General features: G+C 55.7%; 18 protein-coding genes. 12 read left to right on the top strand and 6 right to left on the bottom strand.

All coding sequences use genetic code 11. The annotated features are described in order from the left end of the window. Nucleotides 1–25: 25 nt before the first annotated feature. Nucleotides 26–637 carry an isochorismatase family cysteine hydrolase gene (locus ACCD05_RS06245; protein WP_413391792.1) on the bottom strand — a complete coding sequence of 204 codons (612 nt, stop codon included), beginning with the start codon at nucleotides 635–637 and terminating at the stop codon, nucleotides 26–28. 16 nt (nucleotides 638–653) lie between these two features. Next, nucleotides 654–1,283 carry an isochorismatase family cysteine hydrolase gene (locus tag ACCD05_RS06240; protein WP_413391790.1) on the bottom strand — a complete coding sequence of 210 codons (630 nt, stop codon included), beginning with the start codon at nucleotides 1,281–1,283 and terminating at the stop codon, nucleotides 654–656. 213 nt (nucleotides 1,284–1,496) lie between these two features. Between ACCD05_RS06240 and ACCD05_RS06235 the strand changes: the two genes are divergently transcribed. The 3 genes from ACCD05_RS06235 (at nucleotide 1,497) to ACCD05_RS06225 (ending at nucleotide 5,605) form a co-directional block, all read left to right on the top strand. Continuing rightward, nucleotides 1,497–2,111: an NAD(P)H-dependent oxidoreductase gene (locus ACCD05_RS06235; RefSeq protein ID WP_413391788.1), complete on the top strand. Its 615-nt coding sequence runs from the start codon at nucleotides 1,497–1,499 to the stop codon at nucleotides 2,109–2,111. Continuing rightward, nucleotides 2,108–4,000: a monovalent cation:proton antiporter-2 (CPA2) family protein gene (locus ACCD05_RS06230; protein ID WP_413391786.1), complete on the top strand. Its 1,893-nt coding sequence runs from the start codon at nucleotides 2,108–2,110 to the stop codon at nucleotides 3,998–4,000. Before ACCD05_RS06235 ends, ACCD05_RS06230 begins: the two co-directional genes overlap by 4 nt. Before the next feature lie 90 nt (nucleotides 4,001–4,090). Continuing rightward, nucleotides 4,091–5,605 (top strand): mechanosensitive ion channel domain-containing protein, encoded by a 1,515-nt coding sequence (locus tag ACCD05_RS06225; protein ID WP_413391784.1) that lies wholly within the window; start codon nucleotides 4,091–4,093, stop codon nucleotides 5,603–5,605. A gap of 88 nt (nucleotides 5,606–5,693) precedes the next feature. Here ACCD05_RS06225 and ACCD05_RS06220 read toward each other — a convergent pair whose 3' ends face one another. Then, complete coding sequence (locus ACCD05_RS06220) at nucleotides 5,694–6,497, bottom strand: SDR family NAD(P)-dependent oxidoreductase (RefSeq protein WP_413391782.1); 804 nt, start codon at nucleotides 6,495–6,497, stop codon at nucleotides 5,694–5,696. Between the two features lie 153 nt (nucleotides 6,498–6,650). Between ACCD05_RS06220 and ACCD05_RS06215 the strand changes: the two genes are divergently transcribed. After that, a complete protein-coding gene (locus tag ACCD05_RS06215) occupies nucleotides 6,651–7,211 on the top strand; it encodes a TetR/AcrR family transcriptional regulator (protein WP_413391780.1) in 561 nt (186 codons plus the stop codon). Between the two features lie 5 nt (nucleotides 7,212–7,216). On the opposite strand, the gene ACCD05_RS06210 is transcribed toward ACCD05_RS06215, so the two are convergent. After that, nucleotides 7,217–7,675 (bottom strand): DUF4126 domain-containing protein, encoded by a 459-nt coding sequence (locus tag ACCD05_RS06210; protein WP_413391778.1) that lies wholly within the window; start codon nucleotides 7,673–7,675, stop codon nucleotides 7,217–7,219. A 175-nt stretch (nucleotides 7,676–7,850) separates the two neighbouring features. On the opposite strand from ACCD05_RS06210, the gene ACCD05_RS06205 reads away from it, so the two are divergent. Further along, a complete protein-coding gene (locus ACCD05_RS06205) occupies nucleotides 7,851–9,035 on the top strand; it encodes a thiolase family protein (protein ID WP_413391776.1) in 1,185 nt (394 codons plus the stop codon). A gap of 28 nt (nucleotides 9,036–9,063) precedes the next feature. Here ACCD05_RS06205 and ACCD05_RS06200 read toward each other — a convergent pair whose 3' ends face one another. After that, complete coding sequence (locus ACCD05_RS06200) at nucleotides 9,064–9,561, bottom strand: Dps family protein (RefSeq protein ID WP_413391927.1); 498 nt, start codon at nucleotides 9,559–9,561, stop codon at nucleotides 9,064–9,066. A gap of 501 nt (nucleotides 9,562–10,062) precedes the next feature. Here ACCD05_RS06200 and ACCD05_RS06195 point away from each other — a divergent pair. The 7 genes from ACCD05_RS06195 (at nucleotide 10,063) to ACCD05_RS06165 (ending at nucleotide 17,397) form a co-directional block, all read left to right on the top strand. Continuing rightward, nucleotides 10,063–11,694: an ATP-binding protein gene (locus ACCD05_RS06195; RefSeq protein ID WP_413391774.1), complete on the top strand. Its 1,632-nt coding sequence runs from the start codon at nucleotides 10,063–10,065 to the stop codon at nucleotides 11,692–11,694. A 33-nt stretch (nucleotides 11,695–11,727) separates the two neighbouring features. Next, nucleotides 11,728–12,099, top strand: a complete 372-nt coding sequence (locus ACCD05_RS06190) for a response regulator transcription factor (RefSeq protein WP_413391772.1) — start codon at nucleotides 11,728–11,730, stop codon at nucleotides 12,097–12,099. Between the two features lie 100 nt (nucleotides 12,100–12,199). Further along, nucleotides 12,200–12,856 carry a response regulator transcription factor gene (locus ACCD05_RS06185; protein ID WP_413391770.1) on the top strand — a complete coding sequence of 219 codons (657 nt, stop codon included), beginning with the start codon at nucleotides 12,200–12,202 and terminating at the stop codon, nucleotides 12,854–12,856. A 168-nt stretch (nucleotides 12,857–13,024) separates the two neighbouring features. After that, nucleotides 13,025–14,560: an MFS transporter gene (locus tag ACCD05_RS06180; RefSeq protein WP_413391768.1), complete on the top strand. Its 1,536-nt coding sequence runs from the start codon at nucleotides 13,025–13,027 to the stop codon at nucleotides 14,558–14,560. A 393-nt stretch (nucleotides 14,561–14,953) separates the two neighbouring features. Further along, nucleotides 14,954–15,382 carry an OsmC family peroxiredoxin gene (locus ACCD05_RS06175; RefSeq protein ID WP_413391766.1) on the top strand — a complete coding sequence of 143 codons (429 nt, stop codon included), beginning with the start codon at nucleotides 14,954–14,956 and terminating at the stop codon, nucleotides 15,380–15,382. 108 nt (nucleotides 15,383–15,490) lie between these two features. Further along, nucleotides 15,491–16,339: an enoyl-CoA hydratase/isomerase family protein gene (locus ACCD05_RS06170; protein WP_413391764.1), complete on the top strand. Its 849-nt coding sequence runs from the start codon at nucleotides 15,491–15,493 to the stop codon at nucleotides 16,337–16,339. Nucleotides 16,340–16,410: 71 nt separating this feature from the next. Continuing rightward, on the top strand, nucleotides 16,411–17,397 hold the full coding sequence (locus ACCD05_RS06165) for an alpha/beta fold hydrolase (RefSeq protein ID WP_413391762.1): 987 nt from the start codon (nucleotides 16,411–16,413) through the stop codon (nucleotides 17,395–17,397). 51 nt (nucleotides 17,398–17,448) lie between these two features. Here the strand turns inward: ACCD05_RS06165 and ACCD05_RS06160 are convergent, their stop codons facing one another. Next, entirely contained in the window at nucleotides 17,449–18,441 is a 993-nt protein-coding gene (locus tag ACCD05_RS06160) for an AraC family transcriptional regulator (RefSeq protein ID WP_413391760.1), read from the bottom strand. Nucleotides 18,442–18,457 lie beyond the last annotated feature (16 nt).

Genomic DNA, 18,457 nt, shown 5'->3' with positions numbered 1-18,457 from the left:
GCCAATACTGCGGGTTCTGGATGGTCTACAGCCGTGCCAGAAGCTCGTCCGTTGTCAGAATCGCGTGAGCATAGGTCGGGCCGTTGATCCTGAACGCGACATCCATGCCCTCATGGCTGAATGCTGCAGCACCGTCTTTGACAAGTGTGACGTGATAGCCAAGTTCCATGCCGAACCGAGCAGTTGACTCGATACAGCTATTGGCGATCACTCCCACGAGAATGATCTTTTCGATGCCTCGTTGTCGAAGTTGGAGATCAAGGTCGGTGTTGGCAAAGCCACTCTGAGCCCAATGCTCCTGGACAACGACGTCACCGTCCTTAGGGCCAAATTCACTGTTGAACTCCCCGCCCCACGTTCCAACTTCAAACGCCTTCAGAGGTGCGCCCGACTTCTGGAAAGGTGTCATGTGTTTCCAGTTCACGAAGGCATGATCGTGAGCGCGATGGTGAGGCAGGATCAACACCGATATACCCGCAGCTCGGACGGCGCTGATAATTCGGCGGAGATTATCGAAGAAGTTCACGGATTCTGCCGTGTCTCGGATCGCTTCGAAAAGCTTGCCGCCTTCGGTCATAAAGTCGTTGTAAGGGTCAACGATCAAAAGCGCTGTGCGATCAGTTTCATATTTTGTCATGGAGTTCACTCGTCCGTCATGCCGCCGAGAAGAAATTCGAGACAACTTCGCTGGTAGTCAGGATCTCGTGAGCAAACATCGGCCCGTTCACTTCGTGAGCAGCATGCATCTCTTCCAAAGAGAATGAAGCTGTCGCATCTTTGACCAGCGTGACGTGATATCCCAATTCCATCCCAAACCGGCCAGTCGATTCCAAACAGGTATTAGCTCGCAAGCCGACAAGTATGATCTTCTCGATTCCGTGCTGGCGGAGCTGCTCGTTCAGATCCGTATTGGCGAAGCCGCTTTGGGACCAGTGTTCCTTGACAACGACGTCTCCCGGCTGAGGGCCGAATTCTGGATGCCATTCCCCGCCCCAGCTTCCCTCCGCGAACGTCTTCAGGCGGTCCGAAATCGTGTGCGTGGGGTTCATGTGCTTCCAGTGAGCGTAGTCTCCATCGCGCGATCGATGATGCGGTACGATGAATATCTGGATATTGTTCTCTCTCGCCGCCTTCGTGATCTGCCGAAGATTGTCATACAGACCAACAGTTTGAGCGACATCCTTGATACGATCGTGGAGCTTCCCACCCTCGCTGAGGAAATCATTATACGGATCGAGCATGAGGAGCGCGGTTTCGTGACTCGGGTACAGGAGGTCGGGCATTGGCAGAGTCACTTCCTATCGAGACGGGAATTAAGCTTCAAAATAAAAAGCTAATTGTACAATCTGTCAACCTGCTTCAAAATCTAAAGCTACTTGTCCGCAACCGATTGTGTTGATAATGCCGTTTAGGTGGCTTTGGATTCAGCTGACCCTGGCGATCGTCCCGCTGGACGTCGCCGCCAAAGCCTTTCCGATCAAAGTAGTGAGGTCTCGATGAGCCGTGTCTTGGTTCTGTTCGCACACCCCGGCCAGCGGCACTCAAAGGTGAACCTCGCGATGGCAAAGGCCGCTGGGTCTGTCGCCGATATAACGTTCGCCGATCTGTACGCCGAATATCCAACCTTCGGCATCAATATCGATGTCGAGCAGGGAAGGCTCCTAGCGCACGACACTATTGTGTTTCAGTTTCCGCTTTATTGGTATTCGACACCTTCTCTCCTGAAAGAGTGGCAGGATCTCGTACTTGAGTATGGGTTTGCTTACGGGCCCAGTGGTGACAAGCTCCACGGCAAGAAGTTTCTTGCGGTAGTGACGACCGGCGGGCGACCGGCTGCCTATGATCCTGCAGTCAATCAAATGCACGGGCTGAGATCGCTACTGAGCCCCCTGCAGAGATCGGTGGAAGTGTGTGGAATGACGTTTCTCCCGCCCTTTGTCTTGTTCGGTGCTATCGATGCCCACACCGATGGCCGAGCGCCTTTGCATACTCTCGCGTATCGCTCGCTTTTGGAGGCGCTGCGTGACGATACAATCGACACCAACGCACGAGAGCATGGTGAGTTCTTGAACTACGACCTCATACCGATGAACGCGGGGATCGAAGCGTGAATGGTTTTCTTTTTCAGGCCTTCATCTATTTGCTGGCAGCGGTTGTCGCAGTTCTCATCGCCAAAAGGCTCGGCCTTGGATCGGTGCTTGGCTACCTTATAGCTGGGGTAGTGATCGGCCCTCTCCTGCATCTGGTCGGAAACGAAACAGAAGATCTACAGACATTTGCCGAGTTCGGCGTTGTCATGATGCTTTTCCTGGTAGGTTTGGAGCTTCAGCCTCGGACGCTTTGGCAGATGAGGACGAAGCTGGTTGGTCTTGGCGGCCTTCAGGTCCTTGTGACAGGCGGTGTCCTGACCGGCCTGGGTGTGGCCGTAGGGGTCTCTTGGGACGTCTCTATGGTCGCTGGTTTCGTGCTATCAATGTCCTCGACGGCGATTGTCCTGCAAACTCTTGGCGAAAAAGGCCTTCTCAAGTCAGATGGCGGTCAGTCGTGCTTCTCGGTCCTTCTTTTCCAGGACATTTCGGTTATCCCTATTTTGGCAGTAATCCCGCTTCTGGCTCGACCAGAGCTGATTGCGTCTCAATCGACATCACACGCTGGTGGTCACGGATCGCAGGCAGCAGATTGGATGAAAGGCATGCCGGGTTGGGAAGTCGCCCTGATAACGGTGGCTGCCGTCGCATTCGTTGTGATCGCAGGGAACTACCTCTCGCGGCCCTTTTTCCGGATTATAGCCGCTTCAAAGCTCAGAGAAGTCTTCACCGCTGCGGGTCTTCTGCTCGTTATAGCCATCGCTCTGTTGATGACCACAGTGGGTCTTTCGCCAGCGCTGGGCACATTCCTGGCGGGCGTGGTCCTCGCGAATAGCGAGTTTCGTCATGAGCTCGAGAGCGACATCGAACCTTTTAAAGGTCTACTCTTAGGCCTCTTCTTCATCACCGTCGGGGCTAGCGTAAACTTCGCTCTATTGTGGGATCAACTTCCCTTGGTCGCTGCCTTGACGGCTGCCGTGATGGCGACGAAGGCTGCAGTGTTGTACGGACTTGGACGCCTCTTCAACCTTCAGGGCTCTGATCGATGGTTGTTCGCGCTTGGTGTTGCCCAGGCCGGGGAGTTCGGCTTTGTGCTGCTGTCATTCACGGTCCAAAGCGCAGTCCTTGCTGAGGGAATAGCCGCGATACTGCTCCTCGTCATCGCCCTTTCCATGATGCTCACCCCCTTGTTGTTCATTCTGCTGGACAAGGTGATTATCCCTCGGTTCAACCGCGTGGAAAGCAAGCAAGCGGATAAGATAGCCGAGCAAGCACACATCATCATCGCAGGGCTTGGACGGTTCGGCCAAGTTATCAACCGCATCCTGGTCGCTAATGGGCACAAGACGGTCGTTCTGGACTACCGCGCGGACATTGTTGACGGCCTCAGAAAGATGGGGATGCGATCATTTTTCGGCGACGCAAGTAGGCCAGATCTGCTGCATTCGGCAGGGCTCCATGAAGCCAAAGTTCTCGTCGTCGCGATTGACGACATGCCGAGAGCGCTTGAGATCGTCAAACATGCGCGACGAGAAAACAGCAGCCTGCATATCGTCGCTCGCGCCGGAGACCGCGCAGATGTCTACAGGCTATATCAGGCAGGTGCCACGGATATCGTCCGTGAAGTTTTCGACAGTTCTGTTCGGGCGGCGGGCTACGCTTTGAGTGCGACAGGCATGCATCCCTACGATGTCGAGAAGAGCAAGAACGTGTTCGTGCAGCACGACCGCGACGGACTACGCCAATTGGCTCCCCTTTGGCGGGAAGACGTTCCGGTGTTCGATAATCCGGAATATGTCGCAAAGGTCAAGGAGATTACCGGCGCTATCGAGGAAGCGATGCTGGGCAACCGAGGCGCGCTCTTGGAGGAACTCGACCGAGGTTGGACACCTCCGGCCACCCCGGCGGCTTAGCGACCGAAAAGCGCCGCATTTAGCTTCCTTTATTAAAGCTATATCGATGGCAGGACGCGGGTAGTTGCTCGCTGTCAGAGGGCTGAATGAATGTCTTTTTCTATTGCTCACAGCCCTGTCTCGCAGTTCCTCGCTCTTGTCGCACTAGACATCATCCTCAGCGCAGCAATTCTTAGACAACATCCATTATCCAGGCTGCTCGTCCACATCGCCTTCTTCGCGTCCTTGACCACGCTGCTTATCGCCAATGGGATAGAGCCATATAGACCGGGCGGCGAAGACGTCAGCATGGCTCAAGGACTGTTCGCCGGAATGGCCAAAACCGTTTGGTGGATAGGCGGCGCAATGGTGTTGGTCAGCGTCGTCCGCATGGTTCGAACTTTCGAGAAACATTCCCGGGAAGGCAGGCTTCTCCAGGACGTTTTGGTCGGGTCAATCTACCTTGGCGCTGGACTGTCGGTGGTCGCGAATGTCTTCAGCGTTCCAGTTGGAACCGTATTCGCTACGTCGGGAGTGCTGGCGGTTATTCTCGGCCTGGCCTTGCAGAGCACTCTCAATGACGTTTTTTCCGGAATCGCCTTGAACCTCGGACGCCCCTACAGCGTGGGAGACTGGATTGAATTAGCGGATGGGGCAAAGGGCCGTGTCGTCGAGACCAACTGGCGCTCCACTCATCTCCTGAGCGGATCAAACGATCTCATTGTTATCCCGAACAGTTCGCTCGCGAAGGCAACGTTGACTAACTTCTCGACGCCGGATGAAAGTCACGGCATCACTCTTACGCTAAGTGTTGCGCCGGTGCGAACACCGGCTGCAACAGAGGATGTGATGCGAAACGTCCTTCTTAGCAGTAACTCGATTCTAAAATTCCCGCCCCCGTCGGTGACCATCGCAAGTATCTCCAACAGTGCCATTGAGGTCGAACTCTCGTGTCGAGTAGCCGACAGGACCTTGGCGGCTTCCGCCAAGAATGAGCTTTACGACCTCGCGTTCCGTCACTGTCGGGCAGCCGGTCTACCCCTGGCTGGACAAGACCTGCCCCTCCTACCGCAACCAGGACCTAATCAGCATGGCGACCAAGCTCACACAGCCCAAACTGGATCTGCCTCACGCTTGCTGGCTTCCATACCCTTGTTCGCGCCGTTGACCGACGGCGAGCGCGAAACGCTCTCCACCAATATGTCTCGGCAAGTTTTTCCGAGGGGAGCCGTCATAGCGGAGCAAAGCTCGACACTACGTTCGTTAATGATCGTCCGCAGTGGTGTCCTCCTCGTCACGCGCTACGAGCTCGGTGCGGAGACGGAATTGACGCGATTGGCCCCGGGCGATTGCTTTGGCGAAGGTGGGGTTCTGACGGACGTCGAGGAGGTCGGCAAAATTACAGCTCTTACCTTTGCCGTGGTATACGAGATCTCCCAAGAAACCCTCGCGGAGCTGATGCGCGAGCGGCCAGCACTAGCTGAGGAGCTTGGGGTCATGCTTTCCCAGAGACTTGAGGCCGAACACAAGCTAATCGGCGCATTCCGAAGCTCTTCGAACGACAACCATCCCCATAGCCTGGCCCAAAAAATCCGGCACCTGTTTAAACTGCAACGTGCGGGCTGACACGACGTCCAGCAATCCAGGGCCGGTAGCTAGGGCAGTTTGTTTACCAGGTGGCAGCTGTCATGGCTGCCACCTAGCATTCCTTTTGTTATTTTCCGGCCGCGTATCTGGAAGCCGACTTGCTGCTCTGCGACGCGAGCAGGAGCTTCAAGCGAGCAGCGTCATACTCAGCGAACAGCTGGTGGTCCTCAACTGAAGGAAGCGTAATCGTTTCTCCCTGATCGAGACCGGCCAAGGCTGCATCAACCATGTGCTCTGCGTCCATAACCGTGTTCGGGTCCAGAGCAGAGATAGGCACACCAGACAGAGGCCAAATATCAGTGGCGGTTGCGGCTGGCAGCACGAGCTGAACCTTCACGTTCGTCTCTGCTACTTCGTCCTGGAGCCCGCGTGTGAAGTTATTCACGAAGCCCTTGGTACCGCTGTAGATGCTGCTGATCGGCAGTGTGTGGAAGCCAAGCACGGAGCCAATGTTGATGATCGTGCCTTTGTCCCTGGACTTGAATGCGAGAAGGGCAGCAAGGCTAAGACGCACGAGAGCGCCGATGTTCAGGCCGGTCATCGCATCAACTTCGGCCTGCTTGACCGCTGTCAGCGAGCCCAGGGTCGACGTACCCGCGTTGTTGACGAGAAGCGAAATGCTGTCGTCATTCGAAAACAGATCAGCGACAGCATCGAGATCAGCACCAATCGCGAGGTCTGCTACTACAGTCTTCACCTTGACGCTGAAGTCGGCGCGGATGGAGGTCGCCACTTCCTCCAGGAGATTAGCGCGGCGGGCGACGAGAATCAGGTCGTATCCACGCTTAGCGAGACGCTGTGCATAGATCTTGCCGATACCAGCGGAGGCACCCGTGATAACGGCAGTGCCCTTGTTTTCGTTCGTAGTCATTGTCACTCCGTTTGGGTCGATAGCTAACGGCCCTGTTTGAATTTCCAAAAGCGGCGATCGCCGAATTTCTAAGCATGATGGTTATCATGCTTGGCAGTTGATGCATGACGGTTATCATGTATAGTGTCAATCAGAATTTTTAAGGAGATGATGGTGCGATACCCGGCAGCAGAGACGGCAGAAAAGCATACACGGATACTTGAAGCGGCCGCCCAAGCGTATCGCCAGAAAGGGTTCTCGGGCGTCAGTGTAGCGGAGATCATGAAGGCCACGGGCTTGACCCACGGCCCGTTCTATAACCATTTCACCTCGAAAGATGCGCTCATCTCTGCGGCCTTGCAGCACATCTCCGACAGCAGTGTGAATCTAACTGACGGATTTGAAGCTAGCGGGAAGGGAAAAGCGGATTTCGTCCGGGCCTATTTGTCGGAGGCACACCGGAATGACTCTGGCAAAGGCTGCCTGATGGCATCTCTGGGACCCGAAATTGCTCGCGAACCTGCGTTCAAGCCGACCTTCACGCGTCACGTGACGGGAGTCATCGCCAAAATGGCCGAGCGCTTTCCATGGACATCCAGGTCGCGTGCGAAGAAGGAGGCGCTTCGCACGCTCGCAGCCATGGTCGGTGCCCTTGTGCTCGCCAGAGCGGTCGATGACGATGAACTCGCAAACGAAATTCTCTCAGTAGTCGCCGATGGGCTGGTTAAGCCTTAACGGTCTTAGCAGAGTATGACCACGACTACGGCGAGGATGATGGTCAACACGTCTTCGGTTACCGCAGCTGGCCGATCTGAACGGAAGAACGCTGCCAGCCGGGATCGCATTGCCGAACCAGCAAATGTCCCAATCGCGCTTCCCATGATCCCTAGCGCTAGTCCAGCTGCGAGCGACCCACCCGCCGCCCCGATAGTAGCGCCTGACAGGCCGCCCATGAGAATTCTAGTGAGAAATTGAACGGGCACCTTACGGCTTGGCGTCGACGGCAGCTTGTCGCTGACGAGTTCTATTGCTGCAAACGCGGTGAAAATCCACGGCGTAAACCGGTAGCCCATAAATGCCAATGGCGTTTCACCTACCGCGACGATCGCCATGGCAGCACCCCAAGCCACCGCAGACGGCGCTACTAATGCTCTAAGCCCAGCAACGACGCCAATCAGAAGGGCAAGTAAAAACATCATATCGGCCTCGCTGCTTTTCAGATTCGGTTGATGGCGCGAGTGCGTCCGCCGTGAGCGAGAAGAACCCTGACTTACAATTTAGTATTATTTACTTCATTTTTTGAAGCAAGATAATTATGTGATGGGGCGCTTCTTGCGCCTCGGTTCTTGCCCTTTGTCGAAATTGGAGACGTCCATGACTCACCGTGTTGTCATCATCGAACCAGTCCGCACCGCGATCGGCAAATTTGAAGGCAGCCTTCAAACGGTAGCCGCAACCGAGCTGGGTGCCGCAGTTATCAAAGAAACAGTATCTCGATCGGGCGTTAAAAGTAGCGATGTCACAAGCGTTTACTTCGGCAATGTGATCCAGGCTGGCAACAAGATGAACCCCGCACGCCAAGCTGCGCTGGGTGGAGGGCTGCCGGTCAGCGCAACGGCGTCCACAGTGAACAGGGTGTGTGGCTCCGGGGCCGAGGCGATTGTCTCCGCCGCGAAAGATGTTCTACTCGGCAACGCAGAACTTGCGATCGCCGGGGGGATGGAGAACATGGACCGAGCTCCATATCTTCTGTCCAAGGGTCGGGGTGGATACCGGATGGGGAACGCTGAAATTATCGACAGCATGCTCGCAGACGGCCTCCATGACGCATTCTCGGGCAAACATTCTGGGTGGCACACTGAGGACGTTATCAACGAACTCAACATCAGCCGCGAAGATCAGGATCGCTGGGCAGCTCGCTCTCACGAGCGGTTCATCACTGCTCAGCTAGATCGGAAGTTCGAGGCAGAGATCACGCCCATATCCATCGCATCGAAGAAAGAACTCGTCACATTCGATGTCGACGAAGCCCCGCGACCGGGCACGACTATCGAGGTCTTGTCACGCCTGAAGCCCGTGTTCAGACCTGATGGCTCGATCACCGCCGGTAACGCACCAGGCTTGAACAGTGGCGCATCTGCAATGATCGTCGCAGATCAGGATTACGCCGAGCGAGAAGGGCTCAGCCCAATTGCCCGCATCGTCTCTTATGCCGTTGGGGCAGTAGAGCCAGAGAGGTTCGCTTTGGGTCCGATTCCAGCCATCAATCTCGCTCTTCAGCGAGCAGGCTGGAAGCTGTCGGAGTTGGATCGACTTGAGATCAACGAGGCGTATGCCGCCGTTCCTCTTGCCGTGATGAAATCTCTTGGCATTCCGGAAGACATTGTGAACGTTGAAGGCGGAGCAGTCGCTCACGGTCATCCGATCGGTGCAACTGGCGCGATCCTCACGACCAGGATTTTGCATTCAATGCGCCGGGATGGCCTCAAGAAGGGTCTAGTCGCTCTTTGCATCGGCGGTGGCCAAGGGATCGCCCTGGCGTTCGAATTGCTCGATTGATCGAGCAATTCGTCTCGCTAGTGTTGCGTCAGTCGGCCGTCGTCTCGTAAAGGAACCAAGCACGGCCTTCCGTTTCTTCAATCCAGTTTTCTAACACGCTCGTTGTTGCGAAATCATTGAAACCCGACGTCAACTCATGGGTGCGCCGCATGTCGGCCGCTAGCTTTTTGTTGTCTTCGCACAACTCTGAAATCATCGCAGCGGGATCGACCAGCTCCAGATCGTTATCCCTTATTGTCTGAAGCCGGGCGATGTGACCGATTGAGCGAATTGTCGTACCGCCGATTTTGCGAGCGCGTTCGGCAAGCGCATCCGTCATTGCGAAGATCTGCTCGCCCTGTTCGTCCAACATCCGATGATAATCTCGGAAGTGACCACCACGTACATGCCAATGAAAATTTTTGGTTTTGATGTAGAGCGCAAAAGTGTCTGCGAGCAGTACAGCCAGGGCGGATGAAATTTCGGAAACAGCCTTATCATCAAAAGCGCCCAGCACGGGGCGAGAAGTACGCGTCGCTGACATCATCATATCCTTCATTTAGCTTTGAGGGGAATTGCTCGGAGATCGGTGCGCCCATCAATCGAGTAATCGGAGCTGTTGAACGGCTCGAAGCGACCTTTAATGCCCCAGGCCGTTGAGCGATCTCACACTTGTGTATGATATGCCGCACCGGTGATTTTGCTTACCGTCAATACATCGCCCCGCATCTCCCAGCCGGGGCGAAGGTGGAGCACTTCCCCCATCCACCTGTGGCCGGGTATCACCCCTCGCCCGGCCAGCGGAGCTATCCGCAAAGACCGCTCCCTCAGGAGCGGTCTTTCGATTCTCCACGAACGCATCACGCAAAAGTCAGAGATCGGGGCTGTAGAAGCCAGACCCGAGGACAAAATTTGGGTTCCCCCATCAATCGAAAGCTACTATATATTTCTAACCTGATGACTATCAGGCTTGAAATGTATAGCTGTTGATGGCTCGCTTCTCGCGGGCAGCGACGGCTCCGGCGTCTTTGCTTGAAGGAAACCTGTCTTGGTCAGGCTATGGAAATGGCTCCCTGGGGAGCGATCTGCCATTGAGCGTGAGAACGACACCGCCTTAGCGATTGCGGCAGGATCAAACGCGTTTGCTGTTTTCATAATCGATACCTTCACCAGTATCGAAAGTGCCGTCGCGGTCTTCTACGTCATTATCATGCTCCTTTCTGCGGACTTCCTGTCGCGCTTCGGTGTGCTGGCTGCCGGGGCGTTGTGCACGGGACTATGTGTAATTTCCTTCTTCCTGTCGCACGGTCTGGATAATGATCTCGCCACCTTCCTGCGCTTGGTGGGCTCATTGTCAGCGCTCCTGATCACTACGGCACTGCTCTACAAGAATGAGACTGGTCGCCTTGCACTTCTCGCATCTCACCACCGCACCAAGAGCAGCGAATATCGCTACCGATCAATCTTCAAACAAAGTGGTATCGCCCTCTGGGAACAGGACCTGACAGAGCTTAACCGCCTGCTGGAAAACCTACGCGCCCAAGGCGTGGTGGACCTCTGCGCTTATACGCGCACGCATCCGGACTTCCCCAAGGCTTGCGTTGATGCCATCCGCACAGTCGCAGTCAATGACGCCGCGCTTGAGCTGCTAGGGAACATCACTCACGAACAGGCAATCGGTCCTATAGCGCGTTTTATTCCACATGATTGTCCGTCGCTGTTTGGCTTCGTGAAGGCCTTTTTTCACGGACAGAGACGGTTTGAGGCGAAGGGACGCATACGAGACTATCACGGCGAAGAATCTGTGATCCTCATGGCGGTGGAATTCCCCGATGACCAGTCCGGACTGGATCGTATTGTTATCGGCCTTGTCGATATTACCGAAAGAGAAGAGGCTCAAGCCACGATGATGGCCGCGCAAGCAGAGCTGGCTCGTGCCTCCCGTGCTTCTGCTGTTGGAGCACTTTCAGCTTCCTTGGCACACGAGCTTAACCAGCCTTTGGGTGCCCTGCTCATGAACGCTCAAGCCTGCCTGCGCTGGCTGAGCCGGAACCCGCCCGATCTCAATGCTGCTATCCGTGCTGCGGAACGCACTATGCGCGATGGGGAACGGGCAAGTCAGATCGTGAAGACAACGAAGGCGATGCTGTCACGTAGCCCGATAGCTTCTGAAAAAGTCGATCTCCCAAGTCTTGTGGAAGAGACAAGATCGCTTCTCGAATACGAGATTGATCGTCAAAATATCTCGATAGATCTCACCTCACCACCTGATGTTCCCCCAGCCAACGCGTCCAAGAGCGAGATCCAGCAAGTTCTGATCAATCTGATCACGAACGCCATGCAGGCGATGGAGGAGGCTGGGTCGAAGACCCGTCGTATCTCCATCCGTCTTTCAACGTCCGACACCGGCTTCGTGGTGATGACTATTGGCGATACAGGTCCTGGCCTGTCGGATGAGGCAATCGAGAACGTCTTCGAGCCGTACTTCACCACCAAGCCGTCCGGAATGGGGATGGGTTTGGCCATTTGTAAATCAACAGTCGAGGCACGGGGCGGAAAGCTCACAGCCAGAAATAATGAAACGGTCGGCGCGACGTTCGAAATCGCACTTCCGGTTGAGAACCAGGGTCGTCTCACACGTATGTATGATGTCCCGCAAATGGTGGCGCAGATAGGATGAAGCCTTCGAATACAGTCAAAGGCATAGAAGACGATGAAATCCAATTGCATCATTGCGATTGTGGACGACGACCAGTCGATTCGCGAAGCTATGGGAGATTTTCTGCGGTCGTATGGCTACGAGAGCTGTTCGTTTTCCTCTGCCGAAGACTTTCTAACATACGGCGAGCGTGGATTGATCGACTGCATCCTGCTCGACGTCAAAATGCATGGTCTATCCGGTCTGGAATTGCAGGCAATCTTGAGAGGCGGCTCAAGCCCGACCCCTATTATCTTCATGACATCACATCAAGAAGACGCAATCAGGCGAGCCGCGATGGCAGCCGGAGCGCATGCGTTTCTAGGAAAGCCCGTGGATCTCAACCTTCTGATCAGCCACCTGGAGAAATTGCTCGGGACCAAATGACAATCGCCCGCGAGCCGGTCGAATGCAACACCTCAGTTAACGTCTCGGTCCTTGCAACATCCTCGATCCAGTTGATCTTCTCAGCGGAGAGAAAAATATCATGGACGTAAGGATACAGCACCGCCATAGCTCCCAGCTCGATTCCAGCGCGACAATCTTTGTCATCGATGACGATGACGAGTTTCGTACCGGCATCGTTGATCTACTGCAGTCCCTTGATATGAAAACCCGCGCCTATGGATCGGCGAAGGCGTTCCTTGACGAGGGCCACATCGAGGGTCCCGCATGCATCTTGCTTGATTTGCGAATGCCGGGCCTCAGCGGACTTGAGCTTCAGCAGCATCTTGATCGCCAAGGCCGCAAGATCCCGATCATTTTCATAACGGGACACGGTGACGTTCCTGTTGCCGTTCAAGCACTTAAGGCCGGGGCATCAGATTTCATCGAGAAGCCGTTCCGCGAAGACGTGCTGCTAGGTGCCATTTCGATTGCACTAACGAAAAGCGCCGAGGAGGTCAAAAGCGCATCCGAAGCTGACGAAGTTCGAGCACTAGCAGCCACACTAACTCCACGTGAACGTGAAGTTATGACCGTCGTTTGCAAGGGCCTGATGAACAAACAGATCGCCTACGAGCTTGGCATCAGCGAAGTGACCGTGAAGATCCACCGTGGAAACGTTATGAAAAAAATGAAGGTCAGGTCTGTGGCCGAGCTAATTCGGAGAACTGATCTAATCGTGGAAGCCCAAGCAGCCTAAGGGCAATACCGTTTCCACCCTGTCGCCGCGACGCGCTCATCCAGTTTGCTGCGCCTCTAGTCCTATTACCAACAAGCGGCATAACCCGCTGCTCAGGGCTTCAAGGTAACTCCCAGTATCTTCTAGCCCGTCCTCCCGACGCAATCTCAACCCTATTTGGAGTCCTCCATGGACAGTACACATGCTCAAAGCCCCCGTGGGCTGGCGAAACGACTATTTGTTCTATTCGCAATCTGCTGCTCATCAGCTGCGATGCCGCTCACCTTCACCGGGCCAGCAGTGGCAATACCGGCAATCAGCAGATCGCTTGGAGGTGATCCGGTCGCACTGAACTGGGTGACCAATGCGTTCATGCTCACCTTCGGAAGCACCCTCATGGCTTTTGGTGCCCTGGCGGACTTTTATGGAAGAAAGCGTGTCTATATCCTTGGTCTGACTGCGTTCGCTGTGTTCTCGGCCGCACTCGCTTTTGCGCCGAACATTTTGGCTCTTGATTGTCTTCGCGCACTTCAGGGCTTCGGAGCTGCTGCCGCCTTCTCCGCTGGCATGGCTTCGCTTGCTCAGGAGTTTGAAGGTCCGGCGCAGATGCGGGCATTCAGCGTTGTCGGGGCAAGCTTTGGCGTAGGCCTTGCATTTGGGCCCATTGCGTCAGGCGCTATGATCGAAGCGCTGGGATGGCCCTCAATATTTGCCCTGGTGGTGCTCCTCGCCGTCATTGCAATCTCGCTTGGACTTCCGCTTCTGCACGAAACCAAGAACCCCGGCGCGGCTGGACTTGATTGGATGGGTGCGACAACCTTCACGCTTGCGCTCACCCTCTTCACGTTTGGCGTCCTTAGAGGACCCGCCGTCGGCTGGAGCGATGTTACCGTCGCTGGGCCGCTCGCCGGTTCTGTGCTCTTAATGATCGCGTTTTATTTCGTAGAGCGCTCAGCAAAACATCCCATGCTGGATCTCACGCTCTTCCGCTATCCACGCTTTGTCGGCGTCCAGCTTCTCGCGGCCGCGCCCGCCTACGCATTTGTTGTACTCCTCGTGCTTCTCCCCGTTCGATTTGTCGGGATAGAGGGCATGAACGAGATCGCTGCTGGCCAGCTCATGATGGCGCTGTCGGGACCCCTTCTCGTGCTCCCCATAGCTGCGGGTCTCCTCACGAGATGGTTCTCTCCCGCGTTAGTCTGCAGTGTCGGTCTGCTTATCTCAGCTTGCGGGCTCTACTATCTGAGTCAAACGCCAGTCGGGTCCACGCCAACTGCTCTTACGGTCCCGTTGCTCATGATTGGCGTTGGCATCAGTCTGCCTTGGGGGCTTATGGATGGTCTGGCAGTCAGCGTTGTCCCGAAAGAACGGGCTGGTATGGCCACTGGTATTTTCAGCACGACGCGGGTCGCTGGAGAAGGCGTTGCTCTAGCCATCGTCACAGCGGTTTTGTCCGCCCTTATCAAAGGGAATCTTCCTGCTAGCGTCGGCGCAAGTTCCGCTGACGTCGCACAGCAGCTCGTGACCGGCGACATTGCTGGCGCTCGTACGTTGTTACCAGCTGGCTCGGCTGTCGACCTGACACTCGACTACGGAACCTCGTTCACGTCGCTATTGTGGATCCTGATGGCGATCACAGTGGTGACTGCCTGCGTCGTGTTCGCTTCCTTGCGCAAGGTTACCTCGGAGGCACTGTCGGAAGCCGAAACTTTGGAAACAGCCTGACTCTCGGAAGTCGCTATGGGCCCGCCAGTCGGGCCCAAAGTCGCTACGACCTATGTATGATAGCCCATCCCAATGAGGTTTCGTACAGCAGATGAAAGCAACCTCTCGATGACAGAGCAGGGAACGCGGGATGATCGGCTCGTTCAAGCCGTGTGGGTGTCAGCCCAGCCCATCGCGAGGTAGCCAGATGGATGCCCGCGTGTTGGCGAAACACCGGCTAATGCCAGACTTCGAGTTTTGACCGAAACGCAACCGCGCCGTGTCCGGCGTGGCAACCCTTTGGCGTGTCAACCTCGCGCCTATAGCCGGAAACCGCACATCTCCGGCCGTCGGTAGCTCCTGACCCCAGGAGATATCCGGCGCAAGTGCCAAACGTTGATAAGGAATTGGACGATGAAGGCAACTGGACTTTCAGAATGGAAGGGCAATTGGAAGCAGGGTTCGGGAACTCTCTCGACTGGAACAAACATGTTCAAGGACAAGCCCTACAGCTTCTCGAGCCGCTTTGAAGGCACGCCAGGCGGAAGCCCTGAAGAGCTGTTGGCGACTGCTCAGGCAGGTTGCTTCAATCAGGCTCTCGCTAACAACTTCGGAATGATCGGCTTCGAAGCCGAGAGCATCAAGACCTCTGTCGAAGTTGAGCTTGGCTATGGTGACAACGGTCATCCGGCGATCAAAAGCTCGTTCGTAACGGTCGAAGCGAAAGTTCCGGGCATCTCTCAGGAGCGGTTCGAATATTGCGCAGAGCGTGCGCGGACCACATGCACCATCGCCGTGATCCTCAAGCTCGACATCGGCATGAAAGCTACGCTCATCGCTTAATCGGAGCGGCTGCAGCAATCACAGGCTCCGATCTTTCGATTGGAGATAGATTCATTCTCTGGCTCGCGTGTCTCTACGTCAGCGCGTGTCCAGCACTAGGAGATTCAAATGTTTATCAAAGAATTCAAGCCCACACAGTTCCACCTCACGGAAGTGACGCCGCAGTATTGGAAGGTCGCCTTCAACAACCCGCCCGTCAACGTCATTGGTCCTGACATGATGCGCGAAATGAAGCTCCTTCTCACGGAGCTTGAAACCAACAAGACCGTGAATGTCGTTGTCTTCGAAAGCGCAGACGAGGACTTTTTCCTGGCGCACTATGACCTCGTTGCGGATCCGGCCATCGCGGAAGCCCTGCCGAGCCCGACGGGTTACGCTGCCTGGGTCGACATTCTGGTACGCATGCAGCATCTGCCGGTCGTCACCATCACTGCCATCCGAGGCATCGCACGCGGCGCAGGTAGCGAATTCCTGCTCGCGACCGACCTTCGCTTCGCAAGCCTTGAGAAGGCGATCCTTGGGCAGATGGAAGTTGGCTTCACGGCACTTCCGGGCGGTGGCGCAGCCGGTCGCCTGCCGACCCTCGTAGGCCGTGGACGCACCTTCGAAATCCTGTACGGTGGTGACGATTTCAACGCTGAGATCGCTGAGAAGTACGGCTACGTGAACCGTGCTATTCCGGACAAGGACTTTGCCGCATTCGTCGATGCCTATGCACTTCGTGTGTCGAAGTGGGAGCGTCGCGTGCTCGAAGAGATCAAGCAGTACGTCAACAAGTATACACTGCTGCCCGACGCTGAATACCCGCTTCATTCCGACGCCTTCTGGGGTGCAGCGAGCCGTCCGGAGTTCCCGTCGATCACGAAGCAGCTCCTTGATCGCGGTCTGCAAACACGCGGTGACCTTGAATACAATCTCGGCCGCGAAGTCGGCACGATCTTCCCAGAGAAGAACTGACCACTCACGAGCCTTCCGTGTTAGCGGGAGGCTCTTTCGTCTTCATCAATAACTCAAGCAGGATTTCAGACATGAGTATTCGCCCGTATATTCTTGCCGTTGGCCTGGCTCTGTCGAGTGTCAGCATGGCATCGGCTCAAACAGCATCACAGACGACCCAAGACATCTCTGACACCGCGCTGGTCAAGACCCTCCCCGGCTTTACGGACAATTTCGCGAATGTGAACGGAATCAAGCTTCACTACGTCGCAGGTGGTGACGGCGATCCGATCATCCTCCTCCCTGGCTGGCCGGAGACTTGGTGGTCGTACCATAAGATAATGCCTGAGTTGGCGAAGACGCATCGTGTCATCTCCGTCGATCTGCGTGGGATGGGTGCCTCGGATCGCCCGGACGGCGGGTTCGACAAGAAGACGATGGCATTGGACATCTCCGAACTCGTCAAGCAGCTCGGCCTGAAATCAGCGACCATCGTCGGTCACGATATCGGTGCGATGGTTGCATTCAGCTTCGCCGCCAACCATCCCGAACAGACGACCAAGCTGGTGATGCTGGACGTTGGCCACCCATCCGCTGGCTACTTCAAGATCCCGATGCTCCCTGCCCCGGGTTCGTTCAATGATAAGGCAGATGAAGATAACGTCTATCTGTGGTGGTTTGCCTTCCATCAGGTGAAGGGCCTTCCCGAGAAGCTCATGGACGGCCGCGAGCACTTGGAGCAGGAATGGTTCTTCCATTATATGGCGAAGGACGAAACTGCGATCGACGCAACCGACCGAGCGGTCTACTCAAACGCCTACGCTAGCAGCGATGCAATCCGCGCTACGAATGGATGGTATCAGGCGTTCCTTCAAGACATTGCTGACGACGGGACCTACGGAAAGCTGACGATGCCGGTTCTCGGCCTTGGCGGGCCAGGATTCAAGCGGCTCAAGGCATCGCTCGATGATCGGGCTCCTGGTTCCAACACGTTTCACGTCGAGGGAAGTGGTCACTTCATCGCCGAGGAAAAGCCCGAGGCGCTGCTCGGTTACTTGAAGGACTTCCTGAGCAAGTAACGACACGGCGCAGGGGTCCTTCTCGATTTTGCAGAACCCCTGCCGCCCTGCTTAGAGTGTTCGTGCATCTCTTGGACTGACACCGTACTGTGCCTTGTACGCTCGACTGAAAGCAGCTTCGGATTCGTACCCGATCCTGTGCGCTATCTCTCCCACCGCAAGACTCGACCGCTTCAGCAAGTCAGAAGCGGTCGCCAAACGCCACTTATGAAGGTAGCGCAGTGGTGCCTCTCCAACCGTTGTAAGAAACAGTTGCGCGAAACGAGAACGCGACATCCCAGCCACCGAGGCCAGATCTTCAACCGACCAGGCGCGGGATGGGTTTTGATGAAGCGCCGCGACTGCCCGGCTTATACGAGCGTCTTGTAGTGCTCCGACCCAACCCTCCCGGGGACCAAGCGATTTCGCCCAAGTTCGAATAGTCCGAATGATCAGAATGTCGATGACCCGCGATATCATCAGAGTGGCACCCGGCTCCCTAGCCGAGGTCTCGACGATCAAGAACTGAGCTACGTCTCGGATTAGCACGGCCGATTGATCAGCATCCCTTGCGATATGGATCGCATTCGGAAGAAGCGTGAGCAGTGGAAGGATGTTGCTAGGGTTCGCAAACTGAAATGTAGCGCTAATCGTCCGTGCTACCGTAGCTCCTTCGCCATGTTGAACGACGGTCTGATGAGGTTCCAAGCCATCCAACACAAGGTTGGCGTTATCTCGCTGCGCAGGTCCGACTGATCGCATGCGGTAATTCACGGGATGAGGAAGGACTAGCACATCTCCGGAAGCAAGCTGCAGTGGCGGTTCACCGTCAATCTCGACGGCCAGTTGCCCTTCCTGGACGACATGAAGGACCGCCGAACTGGCTAGAAACCTGACGTCAAAGCCCTCCTTGAGCTCCGTCGTAAACACGAGCTCTCCAGCCAACTGGACGAACCGGAGGATGTCGGACAACAGATCGTAGGCCTGGCCACTTTGGGACGATGGAGCAAGAAGACCGTCGTCGCCGTCATGGGGTTTGGACGCCATCGAGGCTACCTTCTTCATGAGTTAAGGCACCATT

This window comes from Rhizobium sp. Rhizsp42 (assembly GCF_047304155.1).
Classification (GTDB): Bacteria; Pseudomonadota; Alphaproteobacteria; order Rhizobiales; family Rhizobiaceae; genus Rhizobium.
Note: the sequence above shows the minus strand (reverse complement) of the source record. Positions and strands in the feature narration are given on the sequence as shown.

Bases quoted from the DNA above. Each gene is read 5' to 3' on its own strand.
- ACCD05_RS06240 (WP_413391790.1), bottom strand. From the start codon at position 1,283: ATGCCCGACCTCCTGTACCCGAGTCACGAAACCGCGCTCCTCATGCTC.
- ACCD05_RS06180 (WP_413391768.1), top strand. From the start codon at position 13,025: ATGGACAGTACACATGCTCAAAGCCCCCGTGGGCTGGCGAAACGACTA.
- ACCD05_RS06205 (WP_413391776.1), top strand. From the start codon at position 7,851: ATGACTCACCGTGTTGTCATCATCGAACCAGTCCGCACCGCGATCGGC.
- ACCD05_RS06225 (WP_413391784.1), top strand. From the start codon at position 4,091: ATGTCTTTTTCTATTGCTCACAGCCCTGTCTCGCAGTTCCTCGCTCTT.
- ACCD05_RS06235 (WP_413391788.1), top strand. From the start codon at position 1,497: ATGAGCCGTGTCTTGGTTCTGTTCGCACACCCCGGCCAGCGGCACTCA.
- ACCD05_RS06185 (WP_413391770.1), top strand. From the start codon at position 12,200: ATGGACGTAAGGATACAGCACCGCCATAGCTCCCAGCTCGATTCCAGC.
- ACCD05_RS06190 (WP_413391772.1), top strand. From the start codon at position 11,728: ATGAAATCCAATTGCATCATTGCGATTGTGGACGACGACCAGTCGATT.
- ACCD05_RS06165 (WP_413391762.1), top strand. From the start codon at position 16,411: ATGAGTATTCGCCCGTATATTCTTGCCGTTGGCCTGGCTCTGTCGAGT.
- ACCD05_RS06160 (WP_413391760.1), bottom strand. From the start codon at position 18,441: ATGAAGAAGGTAGCCTCGATGGCGTCCAAACCCCATGACGGCGACGAC.
- ACCD05_RS06200 (WP_413391927.1), bottom strand. From the start codon at position 9,561: ATGATGTCAGCGACGCGTACTTCTCGCCCCGTGCTGGGCGCTTTTGAT.
- ACCD05_RS06245 (WP_413391792.1), bottom strand. From the start codon at position 637: ATGACAAAATATGAAACTGATCGCACAGCGCTTTTGATCGTTGACCCT.
- ACCD05_RS06220 (WP_413391782.1), bottom strand. From the start codon at position 6,497: ATGACTACGAACGAAAACAAGGGCACTGCCGTTATCACGGGTGCCTCC.
- ACCD05_RS06170 (WP_413391764.1), top strand. From the start codon at position 15,491: ATGTTTATCAAAGAATTCAAGCCCACACAGTTCCACCTCACGGAAGTG.
- ACCD05_RS06210 (WP_413391778.1), bottom strand. From the start codon at position 7,675: ATGATGTTTTTACTTGCCCTTCTGATTGGCGTCGTTGCTGGGCTTAGA.
- ACCD05_RS06175 (WP_413391766.1), top strand. From the start codon at position 14,954: ATGAAGGCAACTGGACTTTCAGAATGGAAGGGCAATTGGAAGCAGGGT.